We start from the raw sequence: 24095 nt of genomic DNA on the forward strand, positions 1-24095 counted from the left end.
TTGAAGTGTAACGCTTCTGTAATTATTATCTAAAAATACCCAAATCGACTTTTATCGAAAAAATATTCGAATACAAAGCCGCACTTTGGTTTCCTAAATCTGTTAAAGCATAATCAACCTGAATGCCTTTGTATTTAAAACCTAATCCAATATTAGGCTGAAAACTCAATTTCTCGGTATTGTCGAGCTGCATTACATTTTGAAAATTTCCGGCGCCTGCTCTTAAAAATACCAGATCAGTATAGCCAAATTCAAAGCCAATGGCAGGATCTATGCTTACGACTTTAGACGAAATAATATCATTAGTCTGTTCAAAACGCATATTTAAATTGGACGCTGCTAAAAGACTATAATCGTTGTGGAATTCAAATTTTCTAGAAACTCCCAGTTGTGCTTTTGGCAATGTAATTTCGGTGCTTTCAGGTAATTCGTTGTTTTCTACCGGAATAGCATTCGCAATCTTTGCATATTCTTCTTCATCAATATTCCAAACATTATACGTTGTAGTAATATCTCGAAGCATTAATCCGAATTTCCAGTCATTGTGATCGAATTGAAGTCCAACATCAAAACCAAATCCCCATGAATTGGCAAATTTACCAATAACCCTGCGGATAATTTTTGCGTTTACTCCGTATTGAAATCCTTCTATTGGCAGTTTTCTGGCGTATGAAAAAGTAAAACCGTAATCAGCTGTCGAAAACAATCGGATTCGGGTGTAATCAATATTTCCTTGATTGTCGATTAACTGTGTTGTATCCATGATGTCATCGACACCAAAACGAATCATCGAAATTCCCCAAGCGCTTCGATCGTCAATTGGACTTGCATAGCCTATAAAATCATATTGGGCAATATTGGCAAAATAACTGGCATGCATTAACGAAAGCTGATGGTCTTCAAGATTGGTCAAACCAGCGGGATTCCAATAAACAGAATTAACATCGTTTGTAGAAGCAGTAACAGCGCTCGACATTCCTAATGCAGCTGCATCGACACCAATATTCATAAACTCATTCGAGTATTTTCGAACAGTTTGTGCGTACTGTGCAGTAAAAATCAAAAATAACGAAAACGCTAAAAGTTTCTTCAAAAGTTAGTTTTTTGCAGACTAAAGTCTGTTTTTAAAATTCCATCAAAAATATAATATTTTACTCATCTAATTCTTCCTTTTAATAAATATTGCGAAAGTTTAATACTAAAATCAATTAACCAGTAACTTATAATCCAGATGTAAATAATTTATGTGCTAGTGCAAACTATTTATACGATTTGTGTAAATGTCATCATATTTTATGCGAAATTTGTCATTCATAATTTATCAAAATCAAACCATGAATATCAAAAAACACATTCCAAACCTAATTACATTAATCAATCTTTTTTGTGGCTGTGTAGCTATTGTTTTTATTTCAAAAGCCGATTATGAAATGGCTTTTTATATGGTTTGTCTTGGGATTTTCTTTGATTTTTTTGATGGTTTTTTCGCCCGATTATTTAAAGTTTCCAGTCCGCTTGGGCTTCAGTTAGATTCTTTGGCCGATATGGTAACAAGTGGTGTTGCTCCAGGGTATGTAATGTATACCATGTTTACTAACAGTGCACACGAATTAGGAACAAATGATTTTATTCCATTTTTAGGATTCATCGTTACATTGGGATCTTGTTATCGTCTGGCAAATTTTAATATCGATACACGTCAGACCGATTCTTTTATTGGGTTGCCAACACCTGCTAATTCTCTCTTTATATTGAGTCTTCCTTTGGTTTTAAAGTTTTCAGATTCGTTAATGCTTCTGGAAATCTTAACCAATCAATGGATTTTATTAGTAATTACATTATGCAGTGCTTTTGTTTTAAATGCTGAAATTCCGCTTTTTGCATTAAAAATTAAAAAGTTCAATGTGAAAGATAATGTGCTTCAGATTGTGTTTTTAGCCATTTCTTTTGTTTTGCTTTTACTATTTCATTTTGGGGCCGTTCCTCTAATAATTATTTTTTATGTATTGTTGTCTATCATAAACAATATGTTTCTGAAAAAGTAGTTTTTTAATCCAATGGCAAGAAAAACCACAAGACGAACTTCTTATTCCCGAAAACCACAGTCGAGATCTTTTTTCAGTAAAGTGATCCGCTTTATTGTATTTTCATTATTATTAGTGGCTTTCATTGGAACGATTTATCATTATCGCGCCGGACTGGCTTATTATCTCGGATTTAAAACGAATAAAGTTTTAGATGAAAATGAGGTTGATAAACATCTTTCGGATGTTCGAAATATTCGCGTACTTGAAAATCATAAAGGAAAAGTAGTTGGAATTGACGTGTCTGAATTTCAAGGAAAAGTAGATTGGGATGAAGTAGAAATTCTGGACGAAAAATATCCAGTTCAATTTGTCTTTATTCGTGCTACGGCCGGAAATGATCGTGTAGACCGACAATTTAAACGTAATTGGGAAGGAGCGAAGGAAAATAAAATCATACGCGGTGCTTATCATTATTACCGTCCAAACGAAAATTCAATAGAACAAGCCGATCTTTTTATTAAAACGGTAAAACTTAGAAAAGGAGATCTTCCGCCAGTTTTAGATATTGAAAAATTACCCAAAAATCAGTCTTTAGACAGTTTGAAAAAAGGATTAAAACGCTGGCTGACCAAAGTCGAAAAACATTACCAGGTTCGTCCGATTATTTATTCAGGAGAAAGATATTATTCAGATTTCTTAAAAGAAGAATTTGGGGAATATTTATTCTGGATTGCCAATTATAACTTCTACAGAGAAAAAATCGAAGATGATTGGCTTTTTTGGCAGTTTACAGAAAAAGCATCTCTGCCGGGAATTAAACATCGTGTAGATGTGAATATTTATAATGGAGATATAGAACAGCTGCAGTTTATTACTGTAGAGTAGTTTTAAGTCGCAGTCTCAGTGACAGTATTCAGTCTCAGTATTCAGTGCCTACTGCGACTGAAAACTGAGACTGAAATACTTTAAAATTCCAATTTTTTCTTACGAAGCTCAAAGTTTTGACCAAGATACACACGGCGTACCATTTCATCTTCAACCAATTCTTCTGGAACTCCTGCTTTAAGAATCCCGCCTTCGAACATTAAGTATGTTTTATCGGTAATTGCTAATGTTTCCTGAACGTTGTGATCTGTAATTAAGATTCCGATGTTTTTATTTTTTAACTGCGCCACAATTCGCTGAATATCCTCAACCGCAACAGGGTCAACTCCCGCAAAAGGCTCATCTAATAAAATGAATTTTGGGTCGGTTGCTAATGCACGTGCAATTTCAGTACGACGACGTTCACCTCCTGAAAGTAAATCGCCTCGGTTGGTACGAATGTGTTCTAAACTGAATTCTTCAATTAAACTTTCCATTTTTGCAATCTGCTCTTCTTTAGAAAGTTTAGTCAATTGTAAAACACTTAGGATATTATCTTCAATACTTAGTTTTCTAAAAACCGAAGCTTCTTGCGCCAAATAGCCAATTCCTTGCTGTGCACGTTTGTACATTGGATAATCAGTAATATTCAAATCGTCAAGAAAAATATTTCCCTGATTTGGTTTTACCAATCCTACAATCATGTAAAAAGAAGTTGTTTTTCCAGCACCATTTGGACCCAAAAGTCCCACAATTTCGCCTTGATTCACTTCCACGGAAATTCCCTTTACAACACTGCGTCCTTTATATGTTTTGATTAAATTATCGGCTCTTAGCTTCATTTAGTTCAATTAGATAATATCTTAAAATTAGATAATGTGTCAATTTGATAATGAGATAATTGTATCTCGTATGGGCAAAATAAGTGAAAATAAGTCAACAAGATAAATGATTTAACATATTGTCAAGAAATTATCTAATTGACTAATTATTTTATTTTCTAATTACTTCCCTGTTCTTCAAGAGCTTCCCAAAATTCATAAGCTCTTCTTAAATGTGGAATTACAATTGTTCCTCCAACCAGAGTTGCGATTCCCATTGCTTCCATCATTTCTTCTTTAGAAACACCTTCTTTGTAACTTGTTTCTAAATGATATTTTACACAGTCGTCACATCTTAAAACAGTTGATGCAACTAAACCTAAAAGTTCTTTTGTTTTTACGTCAAGAGCGCCTTCTGCGTAAGCATTAGTGTCAAGGTTAAAAATTCGCTTTACAATTTTGTTATTGTCAGCAAGTAGTTTTTCGTTCATTTTAGAACGATAGTCGTTAAATTCTTGAATTATATCAGACATTTTCTTTTAATTTATTTTTATAAACAATCTTCGAAATCAAAATACTGACTTCGTAGATAATTAACATTGGGATTGCTACAATAGTTTGGCTTACAACATCTGGTGGTGTTACAATTGCGGCAATGATTAAAATGATTACAACCGCATATTTCCAGTACTTTCTTAAAAACTCAGGAGTTACTAATCCTAATTTGGTTAAGAAATAAATGGCAATTGGTAGTTCAAAGAAGATAGCACTTCCTAAAATACTTGTTTTTACCATTCCCATGTAGGATTCGAGTGTGAATTGGTTTTTTACGACATCACTCACAGAGAAAGTGGCAACGAAGTTTACCGACATCGGAATTACTACAAAATACCCAAAAATTACTCCTAAAAAGAAAAGCAAAGAAGAAACGAAAATGAATAATTTAGCATTTTTTCTTTCTTTCTCATAAAGTGCCGGACTGATAAATTTCCAGATTTCCCATAAAATATAGGGGAAACTCAAGATGAAACCTGCCAAAAGACACATCCATACGAAAATATTTACCTGACCTTCCATTTCAGTATTCTGAATGATGAAATTCAGTTCGGTAATACAAATGCTGTCAGCAAATCCTAACTGATGTGATAAATCACAAAACCAAACATACGTAAAGAATGTTGGTCGAATAGGACCTAAAATAATTTGATCAAATAAATAATCACTAATAAAATACGTAACAAATGCCATAATGCATGTTGCAAGTGTACTTCTAACCAATAACCATCTTAATTCTTCAAGATGATCCAAAAATGACATCTCGCCAAGGTTTTTCTTTGCCATTATACGATTCCTTCTTTTAAAATGTCATGTAAATGTAAAACTCCTTTATATTCTCCTTCGTCAGCAACAATAAGTTGCGTAATAGAGAAATCTTCTAAAATATTTAAAGCATCAACCGCCATTGTTTCAGATGAAACCACTTTTGGGTTTTTGCTCATAATGTCTTTTGCTGTTAAATCAGCAATAGTATCGCGATCGTTCAGCATTCTTCTAATGTCTCCATCAGTAATAATACCTACGATTTTATTGTCTTCAATTACTGCAGTAACGCCTAATCGTTTTTCTGAAATTTCAAAAATTGCTTTTTTGATAGAAGTTTCAGGTGTTACCATTGGTTTTAATGAATGCTCAATCATGTCTTTTACACGAAGCAATAGTTTTTTTCCTAAAGCGCCTCCCGGATGATAAACGGCAAAATCTTCGGGTTTAAAATCACGCATTTCCATTAGGCAGACTGCAAGTGCATCTCCCATAACAAGTTGAGCGGTAGTACTGTTCGTTGGTGCCAGATTAATGGGACAGGCTTCCATGTCGACAGTAGTATTTAAAACATAATCAGAACCTTTTGCCAGAAACGAAGTAATGTTTCCAGTCATTCCAATTAGAGTATTTCCAAAGCGTTTTAATAACGGAACCAAAACTTTAATTTCGGGACTGTTACCGCTTTTTGAGATGCAGATGATGATGTCTTCGTTTTGAATCATTCCCAAGTCACCATGAATCGCTTCTGAAGCATGAAGAAACATGGATGGAGTTCCGGTTGAATTAAAAGTGGCAACCATTTTTTGAGCAATGATGGCACTTTTTCCTATTCCTGTAACGATTAAACGACCTTTGGTTTCATAAATACGCTGTACGGCTTCGAAGAAATTTTCGTCCAGAAAATCAATTAACTTTGTAATTGCTTCACTTTCAGAGAGTATTGTTTTTTTGGCGATTGCCAGTATATTTTCTTTTGTAATCAAAACAGAATATTTAAAATTTGTATGTATAAAAGAAAGTTGTATCTTTATGTGTTGCAAATTTATACAAAATACCATTAATATAAAGAATGAATTCAAACGAAATTGAAATACACAAAGAATTAAAGAAGTATTTCGGCTTTAGCCAATTTAAAGGCTTGCAGGAGCAGGTCATTACGAGTATTCTAGATAAAAAGAATACTTTCGTAATTATGCCTACGGGTGGTGGTAAGTCTCTTTGTTATCAATTACCCGCTTTAATTCAAGAAGGAACTGCAATAGTTGTTTCTCCTTTGATTGCTTTGATGAAAAATCAGGTAGATGCAATTCGAAGCCTTTCTTCAGAAAACGGAATTGCTCATGTGTTGAACTCCTCTCTTACCAAAACAGAAATTGCACAAGTAAAAAAAGACATTAGTTCTGGTTTAACTAAGCTTTTATATGTAGCTCCAGAATCTTTAACAAAAGAAGAATACGTAGCATTTTTGCAAAGTGTGCCTATTTCTTTTGTTGCAATTGATGAAGCACACTGTATTTCAGAATGGGGACATGATTTTAGACCAGAATATAGGAATCTTAGAAGTATTATTAAGCAGTTAGGAAAAGTGCCTATTATAGGTCTTACTGCAACTGCAACACCAAAAGTACAGGAAGATATTTTGAAGAATCTGGATATGTCTGATGCCAATACTTTTAAAGCATCATTCAACAGACCTAATTTATATTACGAAGTACGTACCAAAACAAAAAGTATCGAATCCGATATTATTCGGTTTATCAAACAACATAAAGGTAAATCAGGAATTATTTATTGCCTGAGCCGTAAAAAAGTAGAATCGATTGCCGAAGTATTACAGGTAAACGGAATCAGCGCTGTTCCATATCACGCAGGTCTAGATGCTAAAACCCGTGCCAAACATCAAGATATGTTTTTGATGGAAGATGTTGATGTGGTAGTAGCTACAATCGCATTCGGAATGGGAATTGATAAACCAGACGTTCGTTTTGTAATTCACCATGATATTCCAAAATCACTTGAAAGCTATTATCAGGAAACGGGTCGTGCCGGACGTGATGGAGGAGAAGGACATTGCTTAGCTTATTACTCCTATAAAGATGTAGAAAAGCTGGAGAAATTCATGTCTGGAAAACCAGTTGCCGAACAAGAAATTGGTTTTGCACTTTTACAGGAAGTAGTGGCTTACGCCGAAACATCAATGTCACGTAGAAAGTTTCTTCTTCACTATTTCGGAGAAGAATTTGATAGCGAAACCGGAGAAGGTGCCGATATGGACGACAATGTTCGCAATCCAAAAAATAAAATCGAAGCCAAAGATCAAGTGGTAAAGCTGCTTGAAATTGTCCGCGATACCAAACACATTTACAAATCAAAAGAAATTGTGTTCACTTTAATTGGTCGTATAAATGCAGTAATTAAAGCGCACAAAACCGATACTCAGCCTTATTTTGGATCGGGTTCAGACCATGACGAAAAATACTGGATGGCTTTGCTTAGACAAGTTCTGGTTACTGGATATTTATCGAAAGACATTGAAACCTACGGAGTAATTAAAATCACTCAAGAAGGATTGGATTTTATCAAAAGTCCAGTTTCGTTTATGATGTCCGAAGATCATGAATACACAGAAGCAGATGATGAAACAGTAGTAACAGGATCTAAAGCATCTGGAACTTCAGATGAAGTTTTAACCGGAATGCTTCGTGAACTTCGTAAAAAAGTAGCCAAAAAGCTGGGAGTACCTCCGTTTGTAGTTTTCCAAGATCCTTCTCTTGAAGACATGGCGCTAAAATATCCTATTACTTTACAGGAATTATACAACATTCATGGTGTTGGTGAAGGAAAAGCTAAAAAATATGGAAGCGAATTTGTTGCCTTAATCAGCCGTTATGTTGAAGACAACGATATTATTCGTCCAGACGATTTAGTTGTAAAATCTACCGGAGTAAATTCTGCCAATAAATTATACATCATTCAAAACATTGATAGAAAGCTGCCTTTAAGTGATATTGCTTCTGCAAAAGGACTAACAATGGATGCATTAATTAAGGAGATGGAACAAATCGTATATTCTGGAACCAAGTTGAACATCAAATATTGGTTGGATGATATTTTAGATGATGACCAGCAGGAAGAAATTCACGATTACTTCATGGAATCAGAATCAGATAAAATCGAAGATGCCTTAAAAGAATTCGATGGTGATTATGATATTGACGAATTGCGTTTAATGCGTATTAAGTTTATCAGTGAAGTTGCTAATTAAAGTTAAATCCCAAAATCAAAAAAAGTTTAAAATATAAATTCCAAATTCCAATTGCTTCATCATTTGGAATTTGGAATTTTTTTATTGAGTTTTCCAAAGGTTGGATTTGGAGTTTAAAATATTGGAATTTTATTCAGTATATAATTCCCCGCGATGCGGTTTCAAAGCATCTCTTACCTGAATCATATTTTCATCAGTTACAACCATAAAAGCTGTGGCGTGCATATCGTTTACAACTTTAAATCCAGTAATGTTTAAAGGGAGTTTTTCGATTGCGATATATTCTTTTAAATGAATTTCGTGATGTTCGGCTGTTTTTGCAGAAGCCGGTCCGCGGAAATCCCAAATTAGTTTTATTTTTCTAGACATTATTTTATAAGGTGCAAAGGTTTTTAGATGCAAAGGTACAAAGTCTTTTTTTAAGGCTCTAAGGTTCTGAGATGCTAAGGTTCTAAGTTTTTCTGTAGAGACGCACTGCAGTGCGTCTAATGTTTTGAAAATGGATTTTTGTCTTTGTTCGATTGTCAGTTCGGGCGGAGTCGAGAACCTTTGTTGCATTTCGACTCCGCTCAATGTGACAAAAAAATGTAGTTGTATATTCTCATTTCAAAATAGTACTTTTGCAACTTCTTTTCATAGAAAGAAAAGCTAATAGAATAAATACGATACAATGCCAAGAGAACTTTTACTTCAGGTAACTCCAGAAATTGCAGCAAACGATGTGTTGCTAAAAGACTATTTGTCGAAACAAATAAAAGTTTCTCCAAACGAAATTCAGCATGTTTCTATTTTAAAACGATCAATTGACGCGCGACAGAAAGCGATTAAAATCAATTTGAAAGTTGTTATTTATTTGAAAGGCGAACCTTTTCAGGAAACCAAATTGGAACTTCCTAATTATAAAGATGTTTCTTCTGCACGGGAAGTTATTGTAGTTGGTGCAGGTCCGGCTGGACTTTTTGCTGCTTTGCAGTTAATCGAATTGGGTTTAAAACCAATTGTACTTGAACGCGGAAAAGATGTTCGAGGACGCCGACGCGATCTTAAAGCCATCAACCGTGAACATATTGTAAACGAAGATTCAAATTATTGTTTTGGCGAAGGCGGAGCAGGAACTTATTCTGATGGGAAATTATATACACGTTCTAAAAAACGTGGAGACGTAACGCGAATTTTAGAACTTCTAGTAGCTTTTGGAGCTTCAGAAGATATTTTGGTGGAAGCGCATCCGCACATTGGAACGAATAAACTGCCAAAGATAATTGAAGATATCCGAAATAAAATTAGAGAATTCGGCGGTCAGGTTTTATTCGAAACTCGAGTAGAGGATATTCTAGTGAAGAATAATGAAGTTGAAGGAATCGTAACGCAGAACGGAGATAAAATTCATGCCAATAAACTCATCTTGGCAACAGGACATTCGGCGCGTGATATCTTTGAATTATTAGATAAAAAGAAAATTTTAATCGAAGCAAAACCCTTTGCTTTGGGAGTTCGTGCAGAACATTCTCAGGAATTAATAGACAGCATTCAATACAGTTGTGATTTTCGTGGCGAACATTTACCGCCAGCGCCATACTCAATTGTAAAACAAGTAAACGGCCGCGGAATGTATTCGTTCTGTATGTGTCCGGGTGGTGTAATTGCGCCATGTGCTACAAGTCCGGGAGAAGTAGTTACAAACGGCTGGTCGCCTTCTAAACGTGATCAGTCAACCGCAAATTCAGGAATTGTGGTCGAATTGAAACTGGAAGATTTCAAACCTTTTGCAAAATTCGGAGCTTTGGCGGGAATGGAATTTCAAAAAAGCATTGAACAAAAAGCTTGGCATCTGGCTGGTGAAACTCAAAAAGTTCCAGCTCAAAGAATGATCGATTTTACCAAAAGTAAGGTTTCGTCAGATATTCCAAAAACATCATATGTGCCGGGAACAACTTCAGTAGAATTAGGACAGGTTTTTCCAGGATTTCTAACACAGATTATGCGTCAGGGATTTCAGGAATTCGGAAAATCAATGCGAGGTTATTTGACCAATGAAGCCATTTTGCACGCACCAGAAAGCCGAACTTCATCGCCTGTTAGAATTCCAAGAGATCCAATGACTTTAGAGCATTTACAAATCAAAGGATTGTATCCTTGCGGAGAAGGTGCGGGTTATGCCGGAGGAATCATTTCTGCAGCAATTGATGGAGAAAAATGCGCATTAATGATTGCAGAATCTTTGAAATAATTTCTAAAAATGAGTTTTTCAGGAATTGAATATTTGTAATATATTTATTGCTTTATTTAATCAATTATATGCCTTATGAAAAACTTCTTCTCAAATTTATTTAACAGAAAAAACGACCCAAAATCGATAATTTCATTTGATGTTATCGATCCTATATATTCGTATTTATATAATCAGCAGGGAAGTCTTGAGTTTAAAGTAAAAGGAATTCAAGATCATGTCTGGGTTAATTTATTTTATTTTCCCGGTTCATTCGATCATGATGAAGCAAAACAAGAAATCAAAAAAGCTGGTTTTTCTAATTCTTATGAAGTTTTAAACGAGCTTTACAAAAAAGCTAATATAGCAACTCTTACTCCTGAGCTGATCGCGGAAGGTTTAGAATACGATTACATTCATATACAGTTTTATTCAGAGCCAACGAAAGAAGCGAAACAATACTTTAAACGTACTATGAATAATTTCGTGATTTTATTCTGTTGTTCTAACAGTCTCGAAATAAACGATTTTAAAATATTGTATTCAAGCGCGCATTTCACAGATTATACGAAAGGAATATTAGATACAGAATTATTGGATTTTAATAATCCGAAAAATGAAACTCAAGAAATAGCTGTTAAAGATTTTAAAATTGTACTGCAGGGAATCTGCCAGTATTTAAATATTGAAATTCCAGAAACAGTTGAACTTCCATCGTCTGAAAATTTAGTCCAAATTGAAGAAGTTACAAAGGAGACTTTTAAAGAATTGATAACTCTAATTTCAAGAGGAAACATTGAAGAAGATAAACTCAAAGAACAATCTGAAAACCTGTTTCAAAATTTCCTAAAACCAGATGAAGATTATTATGAAGTAATTGAAGCGCATTACGAATTTTTTGAACTAATTGATGCATGGAACAGCGACTGGAAATTCGATCCTGAAGATGCAGAATATTTTATTTCCAACTTAATTGGAGCAGATTGGAGTTTTGATTATCCTGAAGAAACCTATAGCCACGATTTGTTTCCTTATATACAAACTGCTTTGCAAGATTTGAATCTAGAATTAATGAGTTATGATACAAAAGGAGATAATTATTTGTTTTTCTTAGCTCATAAAAAAGATGTGGGCAGGATTTTAGAATTATCTGAATTGACTAAAATTGAAGTCCAAAAGATGTAATATTTGCCACGAATTCACGAATTTATTTAAAAACTTTGCGTGTAGATTTTAAATAAATTCGTGAATTGCTTCGCCTGTTCGCTATCGCTCGAGTTGTGGCGAAAAAATTACGGAATCAATATAATTTTTCCGGTGCTTTTTCGGCTTTCTAAGAAATCATGTGCCAATTTTCCTTCTGATAATTTAAAAGAAGTAGGTTCAGAAAGTTTGATTTTTCCATCAATAATCCAATTGAATAATTGAGCTGCCCTTTTGATTCTTTCTTCTTTAGAATTTAAATAACTCCAAAGATCACCTCCGGTTAAAGTTTTAGAACCGTCCATAAGCATTCTTGGGTCTACAGGTTCAGGATCGCCGCCCGCCATTCCGAAGAAAACAACTTGTCCGCATTCTTTGGTAACTTCAAAGCTTTCTTGTAAAGTACTTCCAATACTATCATAAACGACATCAACACCTTTTGGAATGATATTAAAAACCTGAGATTTCCAATCCTCGTTGTAAAGAAAAACGTGATCTGCTCCTTGTTCAAATCCAATTTGTGCTTTTTCAGAAGATGAGGTTAAACCAATAACAGTTGCGCCTAAAAGTTTGCTGATCTGAGTTAATATTTGTCCGACACCGCCTGCAACTGCATGTATTAAAACAGTTTCTCCTTTTGTCGTTTTATGACTGTCTGTTGCAAGATAATGAGCAGTTAAACCTTGAAGTAAAACAGAAGCTGCAATCTCAAAAGAGATATTTTCAGAGAGCGGAATAACATGATTTATATTAACCGCAACCAATTCAGCATTTGCAAAAGGTGCATCGGCGAAAGCCACGCGATCTCCAACTTTATACTCGGGATGATTGTTGGCATCAACCACAATTCCAGCGCCTTCATAACCGGCAATGAATGGCGGATTTCCTTTTAAGTGATAATTTCCTTTACGTCGGTAAACATCGGCAAAATTTAATCCGATGGCTTTCATCTCGATTAAAATTTCATCGTTTTTTAATTCTGGATTAGGGATTTGTATATATTCTAAAACATCTGAATTACCAAATGTAGAAAATGTAAGTGCTTTCATTTTTTAAGTAATTTAACGATGTAAAGTTCGGCAAAAATAGCAGTTGTAATGTTCTAACTTTATAGTTTTAACACATAGAAATATAGATTAAATGTGTGAATAAAGGTGTTTCATTTGCATGAATTCACATTGCTATAGGTGGGAGCTAGCTTCTTCTTGTCTTTTTACAGAAAGAAGAAAATCTACATTTCTATGTTAAAGTAATTTTTTGAAACTATATTTTAGGAAATTTCATCTCATTAAAAGTGCTTTTTTGTTTCGCCAAAGCTTCGATTTCCTGCCATTTTCTTGGAGATTCTGCCGAAAGGTTTTCGTACGAATCTTTTAGCATTAAAATGTCGTCTTCGATACGGACTCCAATATTCCACCATTTTTTATCACAGTTGCTGTTCGCAGGAATGTAGATTCCAGGTTCAACGGTAAGAATCATGTTTTCTTTTAAACTGCCCATGTAATTTCCCTTGTCATGAACGTCTAAACCAAGAAAATGAGAACAACCATGAGGGTAATATTTTCTAGCATCTTCAGGATTCGTAATAATACCTAATTTTATTAATCCTTTTGCGATTACTTCTTTTGCTTTTGCATTTAAATCCTGAATAGGTGTTCCTTCTTTGCAGATTTTAAATACTTCTTCCTGCGCGTCATAAACGATTTGATAAATGGCTTTTTGTTCTTCTGTGAATTTTCCGTTTGCCGGAATAGTACGAGTAACATCGGCAGAATAACCGTGGTATTCAGAACCTACATCCATCAATAATAATTGATTGTCGATTTTGGTGGCATTGTTGTCTCCATAATGCAGAATACAGCCATTTGCTCCCGCACCAACAATTGGCGGATAACCTTCGCCTTCGGCACCATAATGTCTGTGTACATAAGCATGAATCCCGTCGGCTTCGTTTTCACTCATGTCAGGACCAACAGCTTTCATTACTTCATTGTGTGCAATACAGGAAAGTTTAACCGTTTTACGCATTAAAACTAATTCTTCTGGAGTTTTGATTTCACGAAGTGTATTCGTGATTTTTCTAAATAACTCTACAGATTCTTCCTTTTCGGTTGTAATTTCTGCTTTGGATTTAAATGATTTTAGCAAGGCGTATAAATTGTCGGGATTATTGCTTGCTGTAACATTCGTTGATATTTCATCATAAATGACTTTGTCGAATTTTTTAAAATCGATTGCAAAGGCGTTAAAATCTTGCCCGTTATACACGGTTGTAAAACCTAATTTTGATTTTGCTCCTTCAATTCCTAAACGTCTTCCTGTCCACATTTCGCGATTAGCATTTCTTTCACGAACAAAAAGTACTTCGGTATATTTTTCAGTTCCTTGCGGCTCTTTAAAAAGCAGCAAAATGGCATCTGGCTCTTTATATCCAGTTAAATAATACATATCTGGATTCTGGTGGTAATTGTAATTGATATCTTTTGAAAAAACTCTTTCTGGATACGAAAATACCACTGCAACAGAATTAGCAGGCATTAAATTTCTGAAAGCTTCACGGCGTCCTTTATGGAATTCTTTCGAAAGATAATCTGTTGGAAGATTTTCCTGCGAATGTATTTGGAAAGAAAGAAATAGAGAAGCAAACAGCAAAAGAAATGGTTTCATTTTTGATTTTTTATTTGATGATTATTGGCATTTTTTAGATTAGAGCCAAAGTACAAAAAATAACAATCCAAAAATCTGATAATGGTTTTCGATAATTTCAATAAAAATATTAATCTAATGAGATTGCAGTATTAATTTTATCTGTAGTGATTTTATGATAATATAAAATATTGAATTACAGTTTTTTGTTGTTAAATTTTGTATTTTAGATAGCGTAATTGTGTCTATTGATGTTGTGAATTGTAAAATTTAAATGCCATCAATTCTTCGAAAAGGCACGAATATTGAGAACGGAATTCATTATACAATGAATAATCTTTAAAAAACAAATACTATTAATCTTTAAAAATCCACATTTATGAAAAAATATACCATTGCCGCTTTTTCAGCTTTAGTTTTATTAATTACTTCATGCTCGGCATCAAAAGACAAAAGCACTGCAAATATTTATGGTACAACTTGGGAACTGGAATATATTTCTGGGCCAAGAATTGCCTTTGAAGGATTGTATCCAAATAAAAAACCGCAGATTACTTTTGACGAAAAACAGAAAAATGTTTTTGGGAATAATGGATGTAATGGTTACAGTGCTCCTTATACATTAAACGGCAATTCGCTGACTTTTGGCGAGCCGGGACCAACCACAATGATGTTTTGTGAAGGTGGGGGAGAACAGCAGTTTTTACAGCAGATGAAAAAAATTACAAGTTATTCTGTTGATAACGATGGAAAGCTGATTTTGAATGAAGGCGATGTAGCAATGATGCGATTTAAGAAAGTGGCTAAATAATTCTAGTTTCAACGAGTAAAAAAGAGGGAAATGGTTTTGAATCATTTCCCTCTTTTTGTTATTTCTTTTTCAGTTTGTCTTTAAAAACTTTTTCAAATTTCTCTAATTTAGGCTGAATCACCATTTTGCAATACGGCTGGCTTTTGTTGTTGGCATAATAATTTTGATGGTAATCTTCGGCTTTATAAAATACTTTAAAAGGCTCGACTTTTGTCACAATTGGACTGCTGTACACTTTTGCTTTGTTTAATTCCGCAATGATATCTTCTGCTGCTTTTTTCTGTTCAGCATTTTTGTAGAAAATTACAGAACGGTATTGAGTTCCCACATCGGCGCCTTGACGATTTAAAGTAGTAGGATCGTGAACGGTAAAAAAGACTTTGAAGATTTCGTTGATATTGGTTACGTTTTTATCATATGTAATTTGAACCACTTCGGCATGACCAGTTGTTCCTGTGCATACTTCTTCATAACTTGGGTCTACAGTTTTTCCTCCCGAAAATCCTGAAACAACAGATTTTACTCCATCCAGATTTTCATAAACCGCTTCCACGCACCAATAGCAGCCTCCGCCAAGTGTAATAGTTTCGAGATTTGGTTTTTTATTTTGCGAAAATCCGCTTAAAGACAAAGTAAGAAGACAGATTAAAAGTATATTTTTCATAATAGATTATTTATTGTCAGGGATAAAATCAAGAGCAATCGAATTCATGCAGTAACGTTTTCCAGTTGGTTCAGGGCCGTCGTCAAAAATATGGCCTAAATGTCCGCCGCAGCGTCCGCACAAAGTTTCGATTCGTTCCATTCCAAGTGAATTATCTTGTTTAAAAACAATACTTTTTTTATTGTCCTGTTCGAAGAAACTCGGCCATCCGCAGCTGCTTGAAAATTTTGCAGTTGATCTAAAAAGTTTGTTTCCGCATGAAGCACAGTAGTAGGTTCCTTTTTCATCAGAATTCCAATATTTTCCTGTAAAAGGTCTTTCGGTATCGGCTTCACGCATCACGGCATACACATCTGCTGGCAGGACTTTTTTCCATTCGGCATTGCTTACGTTTAATTTTGTGGTATCAGTATTGGAGTAATAAGGATTTCCGGGTTTGCTTATTTTGTTTTCTGTAACAGTTGTGTTTTTAGAAGATTGTTTTTTGGTGTTTTGTCCGCAGGCCTGAAACATGAAAAGCGGTATTAAAAAACACAGGCTGAAAAATAGATTTTTTGTTTTCATAAATTTTGGTGCATTGTTCTGAATTATCAAATATACGGTGAGATTTTGCCTCAAAATGTCGTCTAAATTACAATTCAGATATTTTTAAGTATGTTTTAACTTTTTATTATTTACGCAAAAGAGAGACTTGTAGTTTTTATATCTTATTTTTAAAGGATTTTTGTTTTGTTTAGAAGTGCAGCTTGTTGAAAATCAAAATTTTATAAAAATTGAAAACTAGTTAAACTTTTCACAATGTTTTTGAGGATTTTATAGCCATTTCTTTTTTCGTATTTTTGTTAATTCAATACGCCCTATGACAGAAGAAAACGTAATATTAGTTAATGAAAACGACGAACAGATTGGCTTAATGCCAAAATTAGAAGCACACGAAAAAGCACTTCTGCATCGTGCCTTTTCGGTTTTTATTCTAAATAATAAAAATGAGATAATGCTGCAGCAGCGTGCACATCATAAATATCATTCACCTTTGCTTTGGACAAATACATGCTGCAGTCATCAGCGTGAAGGCGAAAGCAATATCGAAGCAGGAAGCCGAAGATTGTTTGAAGAAATGGGTTTTAAAGCTGAACTGAAAGAGCTTTTTCATTTTATTTATAAAGCTCCTTTCGATAATGGCTTAACAGAGCATGAACTTGACCATGTAATGATTGGCTATTATAATGATGAGCCGGCGATAAATCCAGATGAGGTAGAAGCGTGGAAATGGATGAGTATTGAAGATGTTAAAGCTGATATTAAAAAACAGCCTGAAATTTATACCGTATGGTTTAAGATAATTTTTGATGAATTTGATCATTATCTGGAAGACCACAAATTATAACCAAATTGAACCAAAACCTAAATGAGAGTAACCATATCAAGAAAAGCACATTTTAATGCTGCACATCGATTATACAGGAAGGATTGGACATCTGAAAAAAACAATGCTGTTTTTGGAAAATGCAACAATCCCAATTTTCATGGTCACAATTATGGTTTAACCGTTAGTGTTACAGGACAAATTGACCCCGAAACTGGTTTTGTTTTAGATGTGAAAGTATTAGCGGATATTATACTGCAAGAAGTAGAAATCCCGTTTGATCACAAAAACCTGAATCTGGATGTCCCAGAATTTCGGGATTTGAATCCAACAGCAGAAAACATTGCTGTAGTGATATGGAATAAAATTAGAAGAAGAATTCAGCCCGATTTCGATCTTGAAGTTGTACTGAATGAAACAGACCGCAATTTTGTAACTTATAAAGGAGAGTAATAAAAATGTCATTAAAAATAGGAGACATAGTTCCGAATTTTACTGCAAAAGATAATCACGGAGAGGTTTTTGAAAGCCGAAATTTTTTGGGCATAAAACCATTGGTGATTTATTTTTACCCAAAAGATAATACACCAGGCTGCACTACAGAAGCCTGCAGTTTTAGAGATCAATACGAAGATTTTAAAGATTTAGGGGCAGAAGTTATTGGTATTAGCGCAGACAGCGTTAAATCGCATCATAAATTTGCCAATAAACACAAACTGCCTTTCATTTTACTTTCTGACGAGGACAAGAGATTAAGACATCTTTTTGGTGTTCGTAATAACCTTTTTGGGCTTCTGCCGGGAAGAGTAACGTATATTGTCGACAGAAATGGAGTTGTCATTTATGTTTTTGACAGCATGAATGCCTCAAAACATATTGAGAAATCTCTTGAGATAATAAAAGAATTAGTATTGTAGATTTTAAAAATAGTATTACATCATTGTTTAATTAATATAGATATTAGCCGAAATTTAAAATTATGAAACCAGAAAACGTATATCCGCTTCAGTTTGAACCAATTCTTAAAGAAAGAATCTGGGGTGGTGAGAAATTAAAAACAGTATTAAACAAACCCATTACTTCTAAAATTACTGGTGAAAGCTGGGAATTGTCTACAGTAGAAGGCGATGTAAGTGTGGTTGCCAACGGAGATTTAAAAGGAAAGTCATTAATGGAATTAATTAATGAAACTCCAAATGAAATTCTGGGAACAAGAGTTTACGAACGTTTTGGAAAACAATTTCCATTACTTTTTAAATATTTAGATGCACGTGAAGATCTTTCGATTCAAGTTCATCCAAACGATAAATTAGCAAAAGAACGTCATAATTCTTTTGGTAAAACCGAAATGTGGTATGTAATGCAAGCCGATGCTGATTCAAGAATCATCGTAGGTTTTAAAGAAGATTCAAGCAAAGACGAATACGTAAAGCATTTGAACGATAATACTTTGGTTTCTATTCTTGACGATGTAAAAGCAAAAGCGGGAGATGTTTTCTTTTTAGAGACAGGAACCGTTCATGCAATTGGCGCAGGATTGGTTGTTGCCGAGATTCAGCAAACCTCTGATATTACGTATCGTTTATATGATTTTGACCGTGTAGATGCTCAGGGAAATAAAAGAGAATTACACGTTGATTTAGCACTTGATGCTATTAACTACAATAAAGTAGATACTCAGAAAAAATACGACTCAAAAGCCAATACTTCAAATGTTGTAGTTGATTGTCCTTATTTCACCACTAATTTTATTCCGTTAGAAGATAAAGTTGAGGTTTCGAAATCAGGAGAAACATTTACCGTTTATATGTGTATTGAAGGAAGTTTTGAAATCGAATATAACGGTTTTAAAAATACATATCGTAAAGGAGATACGGTTTTGGTTCCTGCTGCGATAAATGCATTTGTATTGAGCGGAAAGGCTTCAATTTTAGAAATTTACATTTCTTAACGCATATTCTAAAGATAATATGTACTTTTGCGTCGCAAATTAAAATTATAATAAAAATGGCAAACGTTAAAAATTTAAAGAAAGACATCAATTTCGTATTAGGAGATATTATTGAGGCAGTTTACTTGTTTGAGATGTCTACAACAGGAAATCCTACTCCAGAAACGAATGCTTTAATCGATGAAGCTATTGCTGCATTTGATACTTTGATTTCAAAAGTGAACGCTAAAAACGTTGAAAATAAAAAAGCACACTTCAAACAAATCAATCTTGAATTAGAACAAACTGCTAATCAATTGGTTGAAAAAATCAACGCATTATAAGCAAAAAAAAGTGTAAAAAAGTGCAAATTTATTTTGGGAAAACGAAAAACCGCTTTATATTTGCACCCGTAATGAGGCCGATGTAGCTCAGCTGGCTAGAGCAGCTGATTTGTAATCAGCAGGTCGTGGGTTCGAGTCCCTCTATCGGCTCAAACTGAAACCATTCGCCCCGGCGAATGGTTTTTTTGTTTTTATAGAGAGTAGTGTGAAAATATTTTTTTGGAAATATAAAAAACATTTTTATCTTTGCACTCGCAAAATAGGCCGATGTAGCTCAGCTGGCTAGAGCAGCTGATTTGTAATCAGCAGGTCGTGGGTTCGAGTCCCTCTATCGGCTCAACAAAAAACCATCACAATACGTGATGGTTTTTTTATGGCCAAAAAATAAAATTCCAAGTTTTAAATTCTAAAGCTTTGATAATGTGGTAAAGATTTTTCAATAGATGCTTTTGATTTTACTTGTCCGAAAAGTTGTATTTTTGTTTAGCGCTTCAGCGGAATTAAAAACAGAATTAGTGTAATTGTATCATACATTTTAAATCTGTTTTTTACAACTGAGATTTTTTACACCAAATTGTTATCTTTGAATTATGAGCACATTTACTAAACCAAATCATATAGGGCGAAAAATAAGCCGTATTCGTGAACTTCGTGACATGAAACAAGAAGCTTTGGCATATGCTTTAGGCATGAGCCAGCAATCTATTTCGATTATTGAAAACAGTGAGACTGTCGATGAAGAAAAACTGAAAGCAATTGCCGAAGTTTTAGGTGTTTCTGCTGAAGGAATTAAAAATTTCTCCGAAGAAGCAGTTTTAAATATTATTGGGAATACATTGAGCGAAGGCAGCATGATTAATGGCAACGCATACAACTGCAATTTCAATCCTCTTGATAAAGTTGTCGAATTGTATGAACGTTTGGTTTTGGCAGAAAAAGAGAAAGTAGAATATCTTGAAAAGATTATTCAAAAAATAAAATCATAAAAAAACGCCCTGAATTTTCAGGGCGTTTTTTTATGATTTATTCTGCAGCTGCTGGAGCTTTTTGTTCTTCTTTTTTGATTTCAGCAACATACTTTGTCAATTTCTTTCCGTAAAGTGATTTTGCTACTTTTGGAGTCATTGATTTCTGAATAGTGTCTAGAAATTTGATGTTGATATCGTAAATCTCTGCCAAAGCAATATAAGGCGATACTTCGTGATCTTTATTGTTTATAGCAAAGTTGGTAGCGTATAAATATTTTCTTTTAATGTTAGACTGTTGTTTTGCGTCAATGCTGTCAACTGCTTTTTGATCTTGTCTTTTTATAGCTTTAAATCTCGCTTCAACCATTGATAGGTTTTCATCGATAAAACGAGAGTTTACTTTTTTGTATTCTTCGTATAATTCTTGGTTTTTTGAACCTGTGATTTTTGCACTAGAAATGAAATTGTCTAAGTTAGTATCGATATTGATATTGCCCGGTTCAGCAAAAAATAAAATGTTATTATCTAAAGAGTTCGTTACACCACGATCTAGAAATAAGTAAAGCATTTCAGGAGATTCTAATTTAATATCTCTTTCAAAAGTTGGATTTCCGTCGATTTTGATGCTGTCAATAGCAACAAGCGAAGTGTCAACAATTCTTTGGATATATAAAGTTCCGGTTTTTAAACCTTTAATGTTTCCTGTGATGTGTAAGTTATCAGCAGCTGATTCTTTTTTGCTGCAAGATGCTAATACCGCAAGAGTAACAAAAGCAATAATTGATTTTTTCATTAGTTTATTAGATTTTGGTGCAAAATAAAGAAAATAGTTTGAATGTAAATAAGGCATTGTTTAATTTTTGTAAATAAATAAAAATCCCAGTTTATTGCTAAACTGGGATTGCTGTATTTTTCTTAAAATAAACGAATTACATATATAAATTATAAGATACGCCGCTTTCGTGAGTATAGGTATATTTAGTGTCGCAGTCATTATTTCCATAATCGACAACACCATTTATAAATCCGCCTTGAATTTTTAATTTCCCTTTAGAAATGTATTCGCATGAATATTTTTTTACCAAAGTTTCCTGTATTGTCAAAGTTAGAGATCCTTTTTCAGAGATTACGGTGTGAGTTCCTTCTGGCATTTCGTACACATTATCTTCTAAAACATAAGGGGTGTCAACGCCTGCTGTTTGTTTGATAGTAAGTGTGCCAGAATTTGTATAAACACGGTTTTGTAAATCAGTTAATTTGCCATTGGTTACTTTTCGAGTCCATTGCGGAATTGTTGGAGTAGTTGTTGTGTTCGTATACTCGATAGTTCCTTCCAGTTTAAGTCCGTTTATTGAATAATCGATTCTTTCAATCGTCATTTTGCTTCCTGTTGTAATTACAGGTCCAGAAAGTGTGATTTTTAATTTTCCAGCTCTTTTGATTTGGTCTACAGTACATCCGGTTCCATAATCAACTGTAAAAACTTTTGGATAAGTAGATCCGCTTACGGTAATATTCGCGCAGATGGCAGGTCCTGTTTCAGATGGTTTTGCAGTTTGATTTGTGTTAGAAACAGTTAATCCTGTTTTAATGTCAATTTCGTTTACGGCATCAATTAATACAGATGCGCCTACTGTAGTAGTGTCGGTTTGATTTACAATTTCGTCACTGTTTGAACAGGAAACATACATTAATGTTGAAGCACAGATAGCTGTGATGAAAATAATAGTTTTTTTCATAATGGTTTTTGTTTAGATTAGATTAAAAGGCAAATCAAATGTAATAAAAAAAAATATTCATAAAAAAATCCTGAAAATGGTTTTTTCAGGATTTTTTAAATTAACTATTTTGTAATCAACGGGTAATGGTTAACTGTTTTTGTATTATTTGCTTTTTTATGTCTTCCGACTTAATTTATTAATTGGTTTATTCTAACAATATTTGTTTTTAAGAGCTGGTGAAATCACGTTATTTTGAAGTGACATCAGTTTTGTCAGGTCCTCCAAAACCGAAGTTTAATGAAAGTAATGAAACTAATGTTCCGCCAGTTTCAAATACGGGTTTAAAAGCGCTTCCTATTTGATACGATAAAGCGATTTGTTCGGTAAGACGATAACTGAATGTTCCGATGTATTGAAAATCCGAAGCAGTTTCTTTTGTATACAAAGTATTTCCTGCGTTGTCTTTTCCTGCTGCCGAAAGAGAACTGCTTTGTCTTCCGGTTGCTTCAAATTCGATTGTGAATTTTTTAAATTCTCCTGATAACGCAAGTCCATAATCAAAGTTGTTTTTATACACTTTTGCATCAGGGAAATAGTTTTCGAAGTATTTTTTGTTATACCATTCATATCGTAAAACGCCAATTGCTTTTAGAAAATTTATTTTGTCTGAGAATTTATACGATGGATTGATCCAAAATGATTGACGTGGTACTTCTGAATATTCAAAATCATTTGTAGGGAAATTTAAAGAAAGCGCGTACGCAAAATCAATATTTAAACCTTGTCTCTCTAGAATGTATGATTTGAATTCTGCATAACTCCCCGCCATTTTAGATTCGATTAGTTCTGTAAAAGCGGTAAAGAATGCGTCAATATCGTTTTCATCAAAAGCAAGATTTTCGGAACTGTCATATATTTTTTGTGTAATTTCTTCAGCATCTTTCAATGATTTTTTGCCTAAAACTTCATAAATACGTTTGGTTAAAGTATCGTGAACAGCACTTAAATATTCTTCTTTTGTTTTGTAATTGAATTTATTTTGAGCTTCTATTAATTTAGACAGTATTTTTGACCCCACACGCTGGTTGATGCTTAATTCGTTAATATGTTTGGTAATGATTTCTTTGTCTTTGGTATTTCCAAAAAATAACGATGTACGGTATCCGAAAGCTAGACTTTTGGTTTTCGTACTGTCTTGCAGCATGAAATTTTGTGTTGAGGCGACTGAAAAAGATGAGTTTCGGATAATCTGGTCAAAACTCAGCTTTGGATACAAATATTCTTCTATAGTTATGCCATGATCGGTTGCCCAATAAGGAGTAAATTCAAGCCCAAAATCATTTGGAATAATGCTGTTTCCGTTTTCGTCTCTAAAATTGGTAAAAAGAGCCGCTTCTAAGGCACGATAAGATTTTGGTTTTATAATGGCACTTGGCTGCATTCCTAAAAGTGATGAAGCAGGAGAGGAAGGTGTGGTTAGTGCATCAAGCTTTTTTTGAGCAGTTACCGTACCCAAAAAAAGAAGAGTTGTAATGATTAAGATATTCCTTTTCATTTTACTGAAAATTTGATTGTTAGAATAACATACGGACGATCTGTTTCGGTTTTCAAATTCGAATGCGATTTGATAAGTTTCTGATTGATATAATATTCAATAGTAATAGTATCTTCCTGCGGAATTGGATTGGCAATGTCTGAAACCACAAAGGTCTTTTCTGATATAAGAGATTGTATTTTTCCTAAGGAAGCTTTGCCTGAATTTGCAATTTCCGGATCATTGTCTCCGGGTACATTGATTACAGTGTGTCCGATGTTGCCATCAGAAATAAATTTTACTTCAAACTCAATGTCTTCGTCTGATTGACCAGTGTAAGTCAGTTTTTCGTAGCGGTAAATTTTTCTCATGATGTTCTTGATTTGATTGGGGAATTGG

Annotated in this window: 26 protein-coding genes and 2 tRNA genes; 14 read left to right on the plus strand and 14 right to left on the minus strand. The window is 34.0% G+C overall.

The genetic code is table 11. From position 1 onward, the window contains the following. Positions 1 to 25: 25 nt before the first annotated feature. Positions 26 to 1093, minus strand: a complete 1068-nt coding sequence (locus J0383_RS14565) for a putative type IX sorting system protein PorV2 (protein ID WP_449536194.1) — start codon at positions 1091 to 1093, stop codon at positions 26 to 28. A gap of 241 nt (positions 1094 to 1334) precedes the next feature. Between J0383_RS14565 and J0383_RS14570 the strand changes: the two genes are divergently transcribed. After that, positions 1335 to 2045 (plus strand): CDP-alcohol phosphatidyltransferase family protein, encoded by a 711-nt coding sequence (locus J0383_RS14570; protein ID WP_207294738.1) that lies wholly within the window; start codon positions 1335 to 1337, stop codon positions 2043 to 2045. A gap of 12 nt (positions 2046 to 2057) precedes the next feature. Beyond that, positions 2058 to 2912, plus strand: coding sequence for a glycoside hydrolase family 25 protein (locus J0383_RS14575; RefSeq protein ID WP_207294739.1), 855 nt, complete (start codon positions 2058 to 2060; stop codon positions 2910 to 2912). 80 nt (positions 2913 to 2992) lie between these two features. Here the strand turns inward: J0383_RS14575 and lptB are convergent, their stop codons facing one another. The 4 genes from lptB to J0383_RS14595 form a co-directional block, all read right to left on the minus strand. Next, positions 2993 to 3733 (minus strand): LPS export ABC transporter ATP-binding protein, encoded by a 741-nt coding sequence (gene lptB, locus J0383_RS14580; RefSeq protein ID WP_111379889.1) that lies wholly within the window; start codon positions 3731 to 3733, stop codon positions 2993 to 2995. A 158-nt stretch (positions 3734 to 3891) separates the two neighbouring features. Next, positions 3892 to 4245 (minus strand): carboxymuconolactone decarboxylase family protein, encoded by a 354-nt coding sequence (locus tag J0383_RS14585; protein WP_207294740.1) that lies wholly within the window; start codon positions 4243 to 4245, stop codon positions 3892 to 3894. After that, positions 4238 to 5053, minus strand: coding sequence for a twin-arginine translocase subunit TatC (gene tatC, locus J0383_RS14590; RefSeq protein ID WP_207294741.1), 816 nt, complete (start codon positions 5051 to 5053; stop codon positions 4238 to 4240). Before tatC ends, J0383_RS14585 begins: the two co-directional genes overlap by 8 nt. Beyond that, the gene (locus J0383_RS14595) at positions 5053 to 6018 is read right to left on the minus strand and encodes a KpsF/GutQ family sugar-phosphate isomerase (protein WP_207294742.1); all 966 of its coding nucleotides are present in this window, start codon (positions 6016 to 6018) and stop codon (positions 5053 to 5055) included. Before J0383_RS14595 ends, tatC begins: the two co-directional genes overlap by 1 nt. Positions 6019 to 6104: 86 nt before the next feature. Between J0383_RS14595 and recQ the strand changes: the two genes are divergently transcribed. Continuing rightward, positions 6105 to 8300, plus strand: coding sequence for a DNA helicase RecQ (recQ, locus tag J0383_RS14600; RefSeq protein WP_207294743.1), 2196 nt, complete (start codon positions 6105 to 6107; stop codon positions 8298 to 8300). 129 nt (positions 8301 to 8429) lie between these two features. Here the strand turns inward: recQ and J0383_RS14605 are convergent, their stop codons facing one another. Then, on the minus strand, positions 8430 to 8669 hold the full coding sequence (locus J0383_RS14605; RefSeq protein ID WP_207298704.1) for a hypothetical protein: 240 nt from the start codon (positions 8667 to 8669) through the stop codon (positions 8430 to 8432). Positions 8670 to 8970: 301 nt separating this feature from the next. On the opposite strand from J0383_RS14605, the gene J0383_RS14610 reads away from it, so the two are divergent. Both J0383_RS14610 and J0383_RS14615 read left to right on the plus strand, forming a co-directional pair. Next, positions 8971 to 10530: an NAD(P)/FAD-dependent oxidoreductase gene (locus J0383_RS14610; RefSeq protein ID WP_207294744.1), complete on the plus strand. Its 1560-nt coding sequence runs from the start codon at positions 8971 to 8973 to the stop codon at positions 10528 to 10530. A gap of 75 nt (positions 10531 to 10605) precedes the next feature. Further along, positions 10606 to 11694: a DUF6630 family protein gene (locus J0383_RS14615; RefSeq protein WP_207294745.1), complete on the plus strand. Its 1089-nt coding sequence runs from the start codon at positions 10606 to 10608 to the stop codon at positions 11692 to 11694. 107 nt (positions 11695 to 11801) lie between these two features. Here J0383_RS14615 and J0383_RS14620 read toward each other — a convergent pair whose 3' ends face one another. Beyond that, on the minus strand, positions 11802 to 12761 hold the full coding sequence (locus J0383_RS14620; protein WP_207294746.1) for a quinone oxidoreductase family protein: 960 nt from the start codon (positions 12759 to 12761) through the stop codon (positions 11802 to 11804). Between the two features lie 214 nt (positions 12762 to 12975). After that, the gene (locus J0383_RS14625) at positions 12976 to 14379 is read right to left on the minus strand and encodes an aminopeptidase P N-terminal domain-containing protein (RefSeq protein ID WP_207294747.1); all 1404 of its coding nucleotides are present in this window, start codon (positions 14377 to 14379) and stop codon (positions 12976 to 12978) included. A 358-nt stretch (positions 14380 to 14737) separates the two neighbouring features. On the opposite strand from J0383_RS14625, the gene J0383_RS14630 reads away from it, so the two are divergent. Next, on the plus strand, positions 14738 to 15169 hold the full coding sequence (locus tag J0383_RS14630) for an META domain-containing protein (RefSeq protein WP_207294748.1): 432 nt from the start codon (positions 14738 to 14740) through the stop codon (positions 15167 to 15169). A 58-nt stretch (positions 15170 to 15227) separates the two neighbouring features. Here the strand turns inward: J0383_RS14630 and msrA are convergent, their stop codons facing one another. Together msrA and msrB are read right to left on the minus strand one after the other, a co-directional pair. After that, positions 15228 to 15833 (minus strand): peptide-methionine (S)-S-oxide reductase MsrA, encoded by a 606-nt coding sequence (msrA, locus tag J0383_RS14635; protein ID WP_207294749.1) that lies wholly within the window; start codon positions 15831 to 15833, stop codon positions 15228 to 15230. 6 nt (positions 15834 to 15839) lie between these two features. Further along, on the minus strand, positions 15840 to 16397 hold the full coding sequence (msrB, locus tag J0383_RS14640) for a peptide-methionine (R)-S-oxide reductase MsrB (protein ID WP_207294750.1): 558 nt from the start codon (positions 16395 to 16397) through the stop codon (positions 15840 to 15842). A gap of 295 nt (positions 16398 to 16692) precedes the next feature. On the opposite strand from msrB, the gene idi reads away from it, so the two are divergent. From idi to J0383_RS14680, 8 genes are all read left to right on the plus strand, one after another. After that, complete coding sequence (gene idi / locus J0383_RS14645; RefSeq protein ID WP_207294751.1) at positions 16693 to 17220, plus strand: isopentenyl-diphosphate Delta-isomerase; 528 nt, start codon at positions 16693 to 16695, stop codon at positions 17218 to 17220. Between the two features lie 21 nt (positions 17221 to 17241). After that, positions 17242 to 17652 carry a 6-pyruvoyl trahydropterin synthase family protein gene (locus J0383_RS14650; protein ID WP_207294752.1) on the plus strand — a complete coding sequence of 137 codons (411 nt, stop codon included), beginning with the start codon at positions 17242 to 17244 and terminating at the stop codon, positions 17650 to 17652. Between the two features lie 5 nt (positions 17653 to 17657). Beyond that, positions 17658 to 18116, plus strand: a complete 459-nt coding sequence (locus J0383_RS14655) for a peroxiredoxin (protein ID WP_207294753.1) — start codon at positions 17658 to 17660, stop codon at positions 18114 to 18116. 62 nt (positions 18117 to 18178) lie between these two features. After that, entirely contained in the window at positions 18179 to 19150 is a 972-nt protein-coding gene (locus tag J0383_RS14660; protein ID WP_207294754.1) for a type I phosphomannose isomerase catalytic subunit, read from the plus strand. 56 nt (positions 19151 to 19206) lie between these two features. After that, positions 19207 to 19473, plus strand: coding sequence for a hypothetical protein (locus J0383_RS14665; RefSeq protein ID WP_207294755.1), 267 nt, complete (start codon positions 19207 to 19209; stop codon positions 19471 to 19473). 76 nt (positions 19474 to 19549) lie between these two features. Beyond that, positions 19550 to 19623 (plus strand) — tRNA-Thr (locus J0383_RS14670). 113 nt (positions 19624 to 19736) lie between these two features. After that, positions 19737 to 19810: transfer RNA gene (locus J0383_RS14675), tRNA-Thr, on the plus strand. A gap of 253 nt (positions 19811 to 20063) precedes the next feature. Continuing rightward, positions 20064 to 20459: a helix-turn-helix domain-containing protein gene (locus tag J0383_RS14680; RefSeq protein ID WP_207294756.1), complete on the plus strand. Its 396-nt coding sequence runs from the start codon at positions 20064 to 20066 to the stop codon at positions 20457 to 20459. A 37-nt stretch (positions 20460 to 20496) separates the two neighbouring features. Here J0383_RS14680 and J0383_RS14685 read toward each other — a convergent pair whose 3' ends face one another. From J0383_RS14685 to J0383_RS14700, 4 genes are all read right to left on the minus strand, one after another. Further along, positions 20497 to 21234 (minus strand): DUF4369 domain-containing protein, encoded by a 738-nt coding sequence (locus J0383_RS14685; protein WP_207294757.1) that lies wholly within the window; start codon positions 21232 to 21234, stop codon positions 20497 to 20499. Positions 21235 to 21370: 136 nt separating this feature from the next. Then, on the minus strand, positions 21371 to 22180 hold the full coding sequence (locus J0383_RS14690) for a hypothetical protein (RefSeq protein ID WP_207294758.1): 810 nt from the start codon (positions 22178 to 22180) through the stop codon (positions 21371 to 21373). Between the two features lie 229 nt (positions 22181 to 22409). Next, positions 22410 to 23717, minus strand: a complete 1308-nt coding sequence (locus tag J0383_RS14695) for a hypothetical protein (RefSeq protein WP_207294759.1) — start codon at positions 23715 to 23717, stop codon at positions 22410 to 22412. Beyond that, positions 23714 to 24067, minus strand: a complete 354-nt coding sequence (locus tag J0383_RS14700; RefSeq protein ID WP_207294760.1) for a hypothetical protein — start codon at positions 24065 to 24067, stop codon at positions 23714 to 23716. Before J0383_RS14700 ends, J0383_RS14695 begins: the two co-directional genes overlap by 4 nt. Positions 24068 to 24095: the final 28 nt, after the last annotated feature.

Source organism: Flavobacterium endoglycinae, assembly GCF_017352115.1.
GTDB lineage: Bacteria > Bacteroidota > Bacteroidia > Flavobacteriales > Flavobacteriaceae > Flavobacterium > Flavobacterium endoglycinae.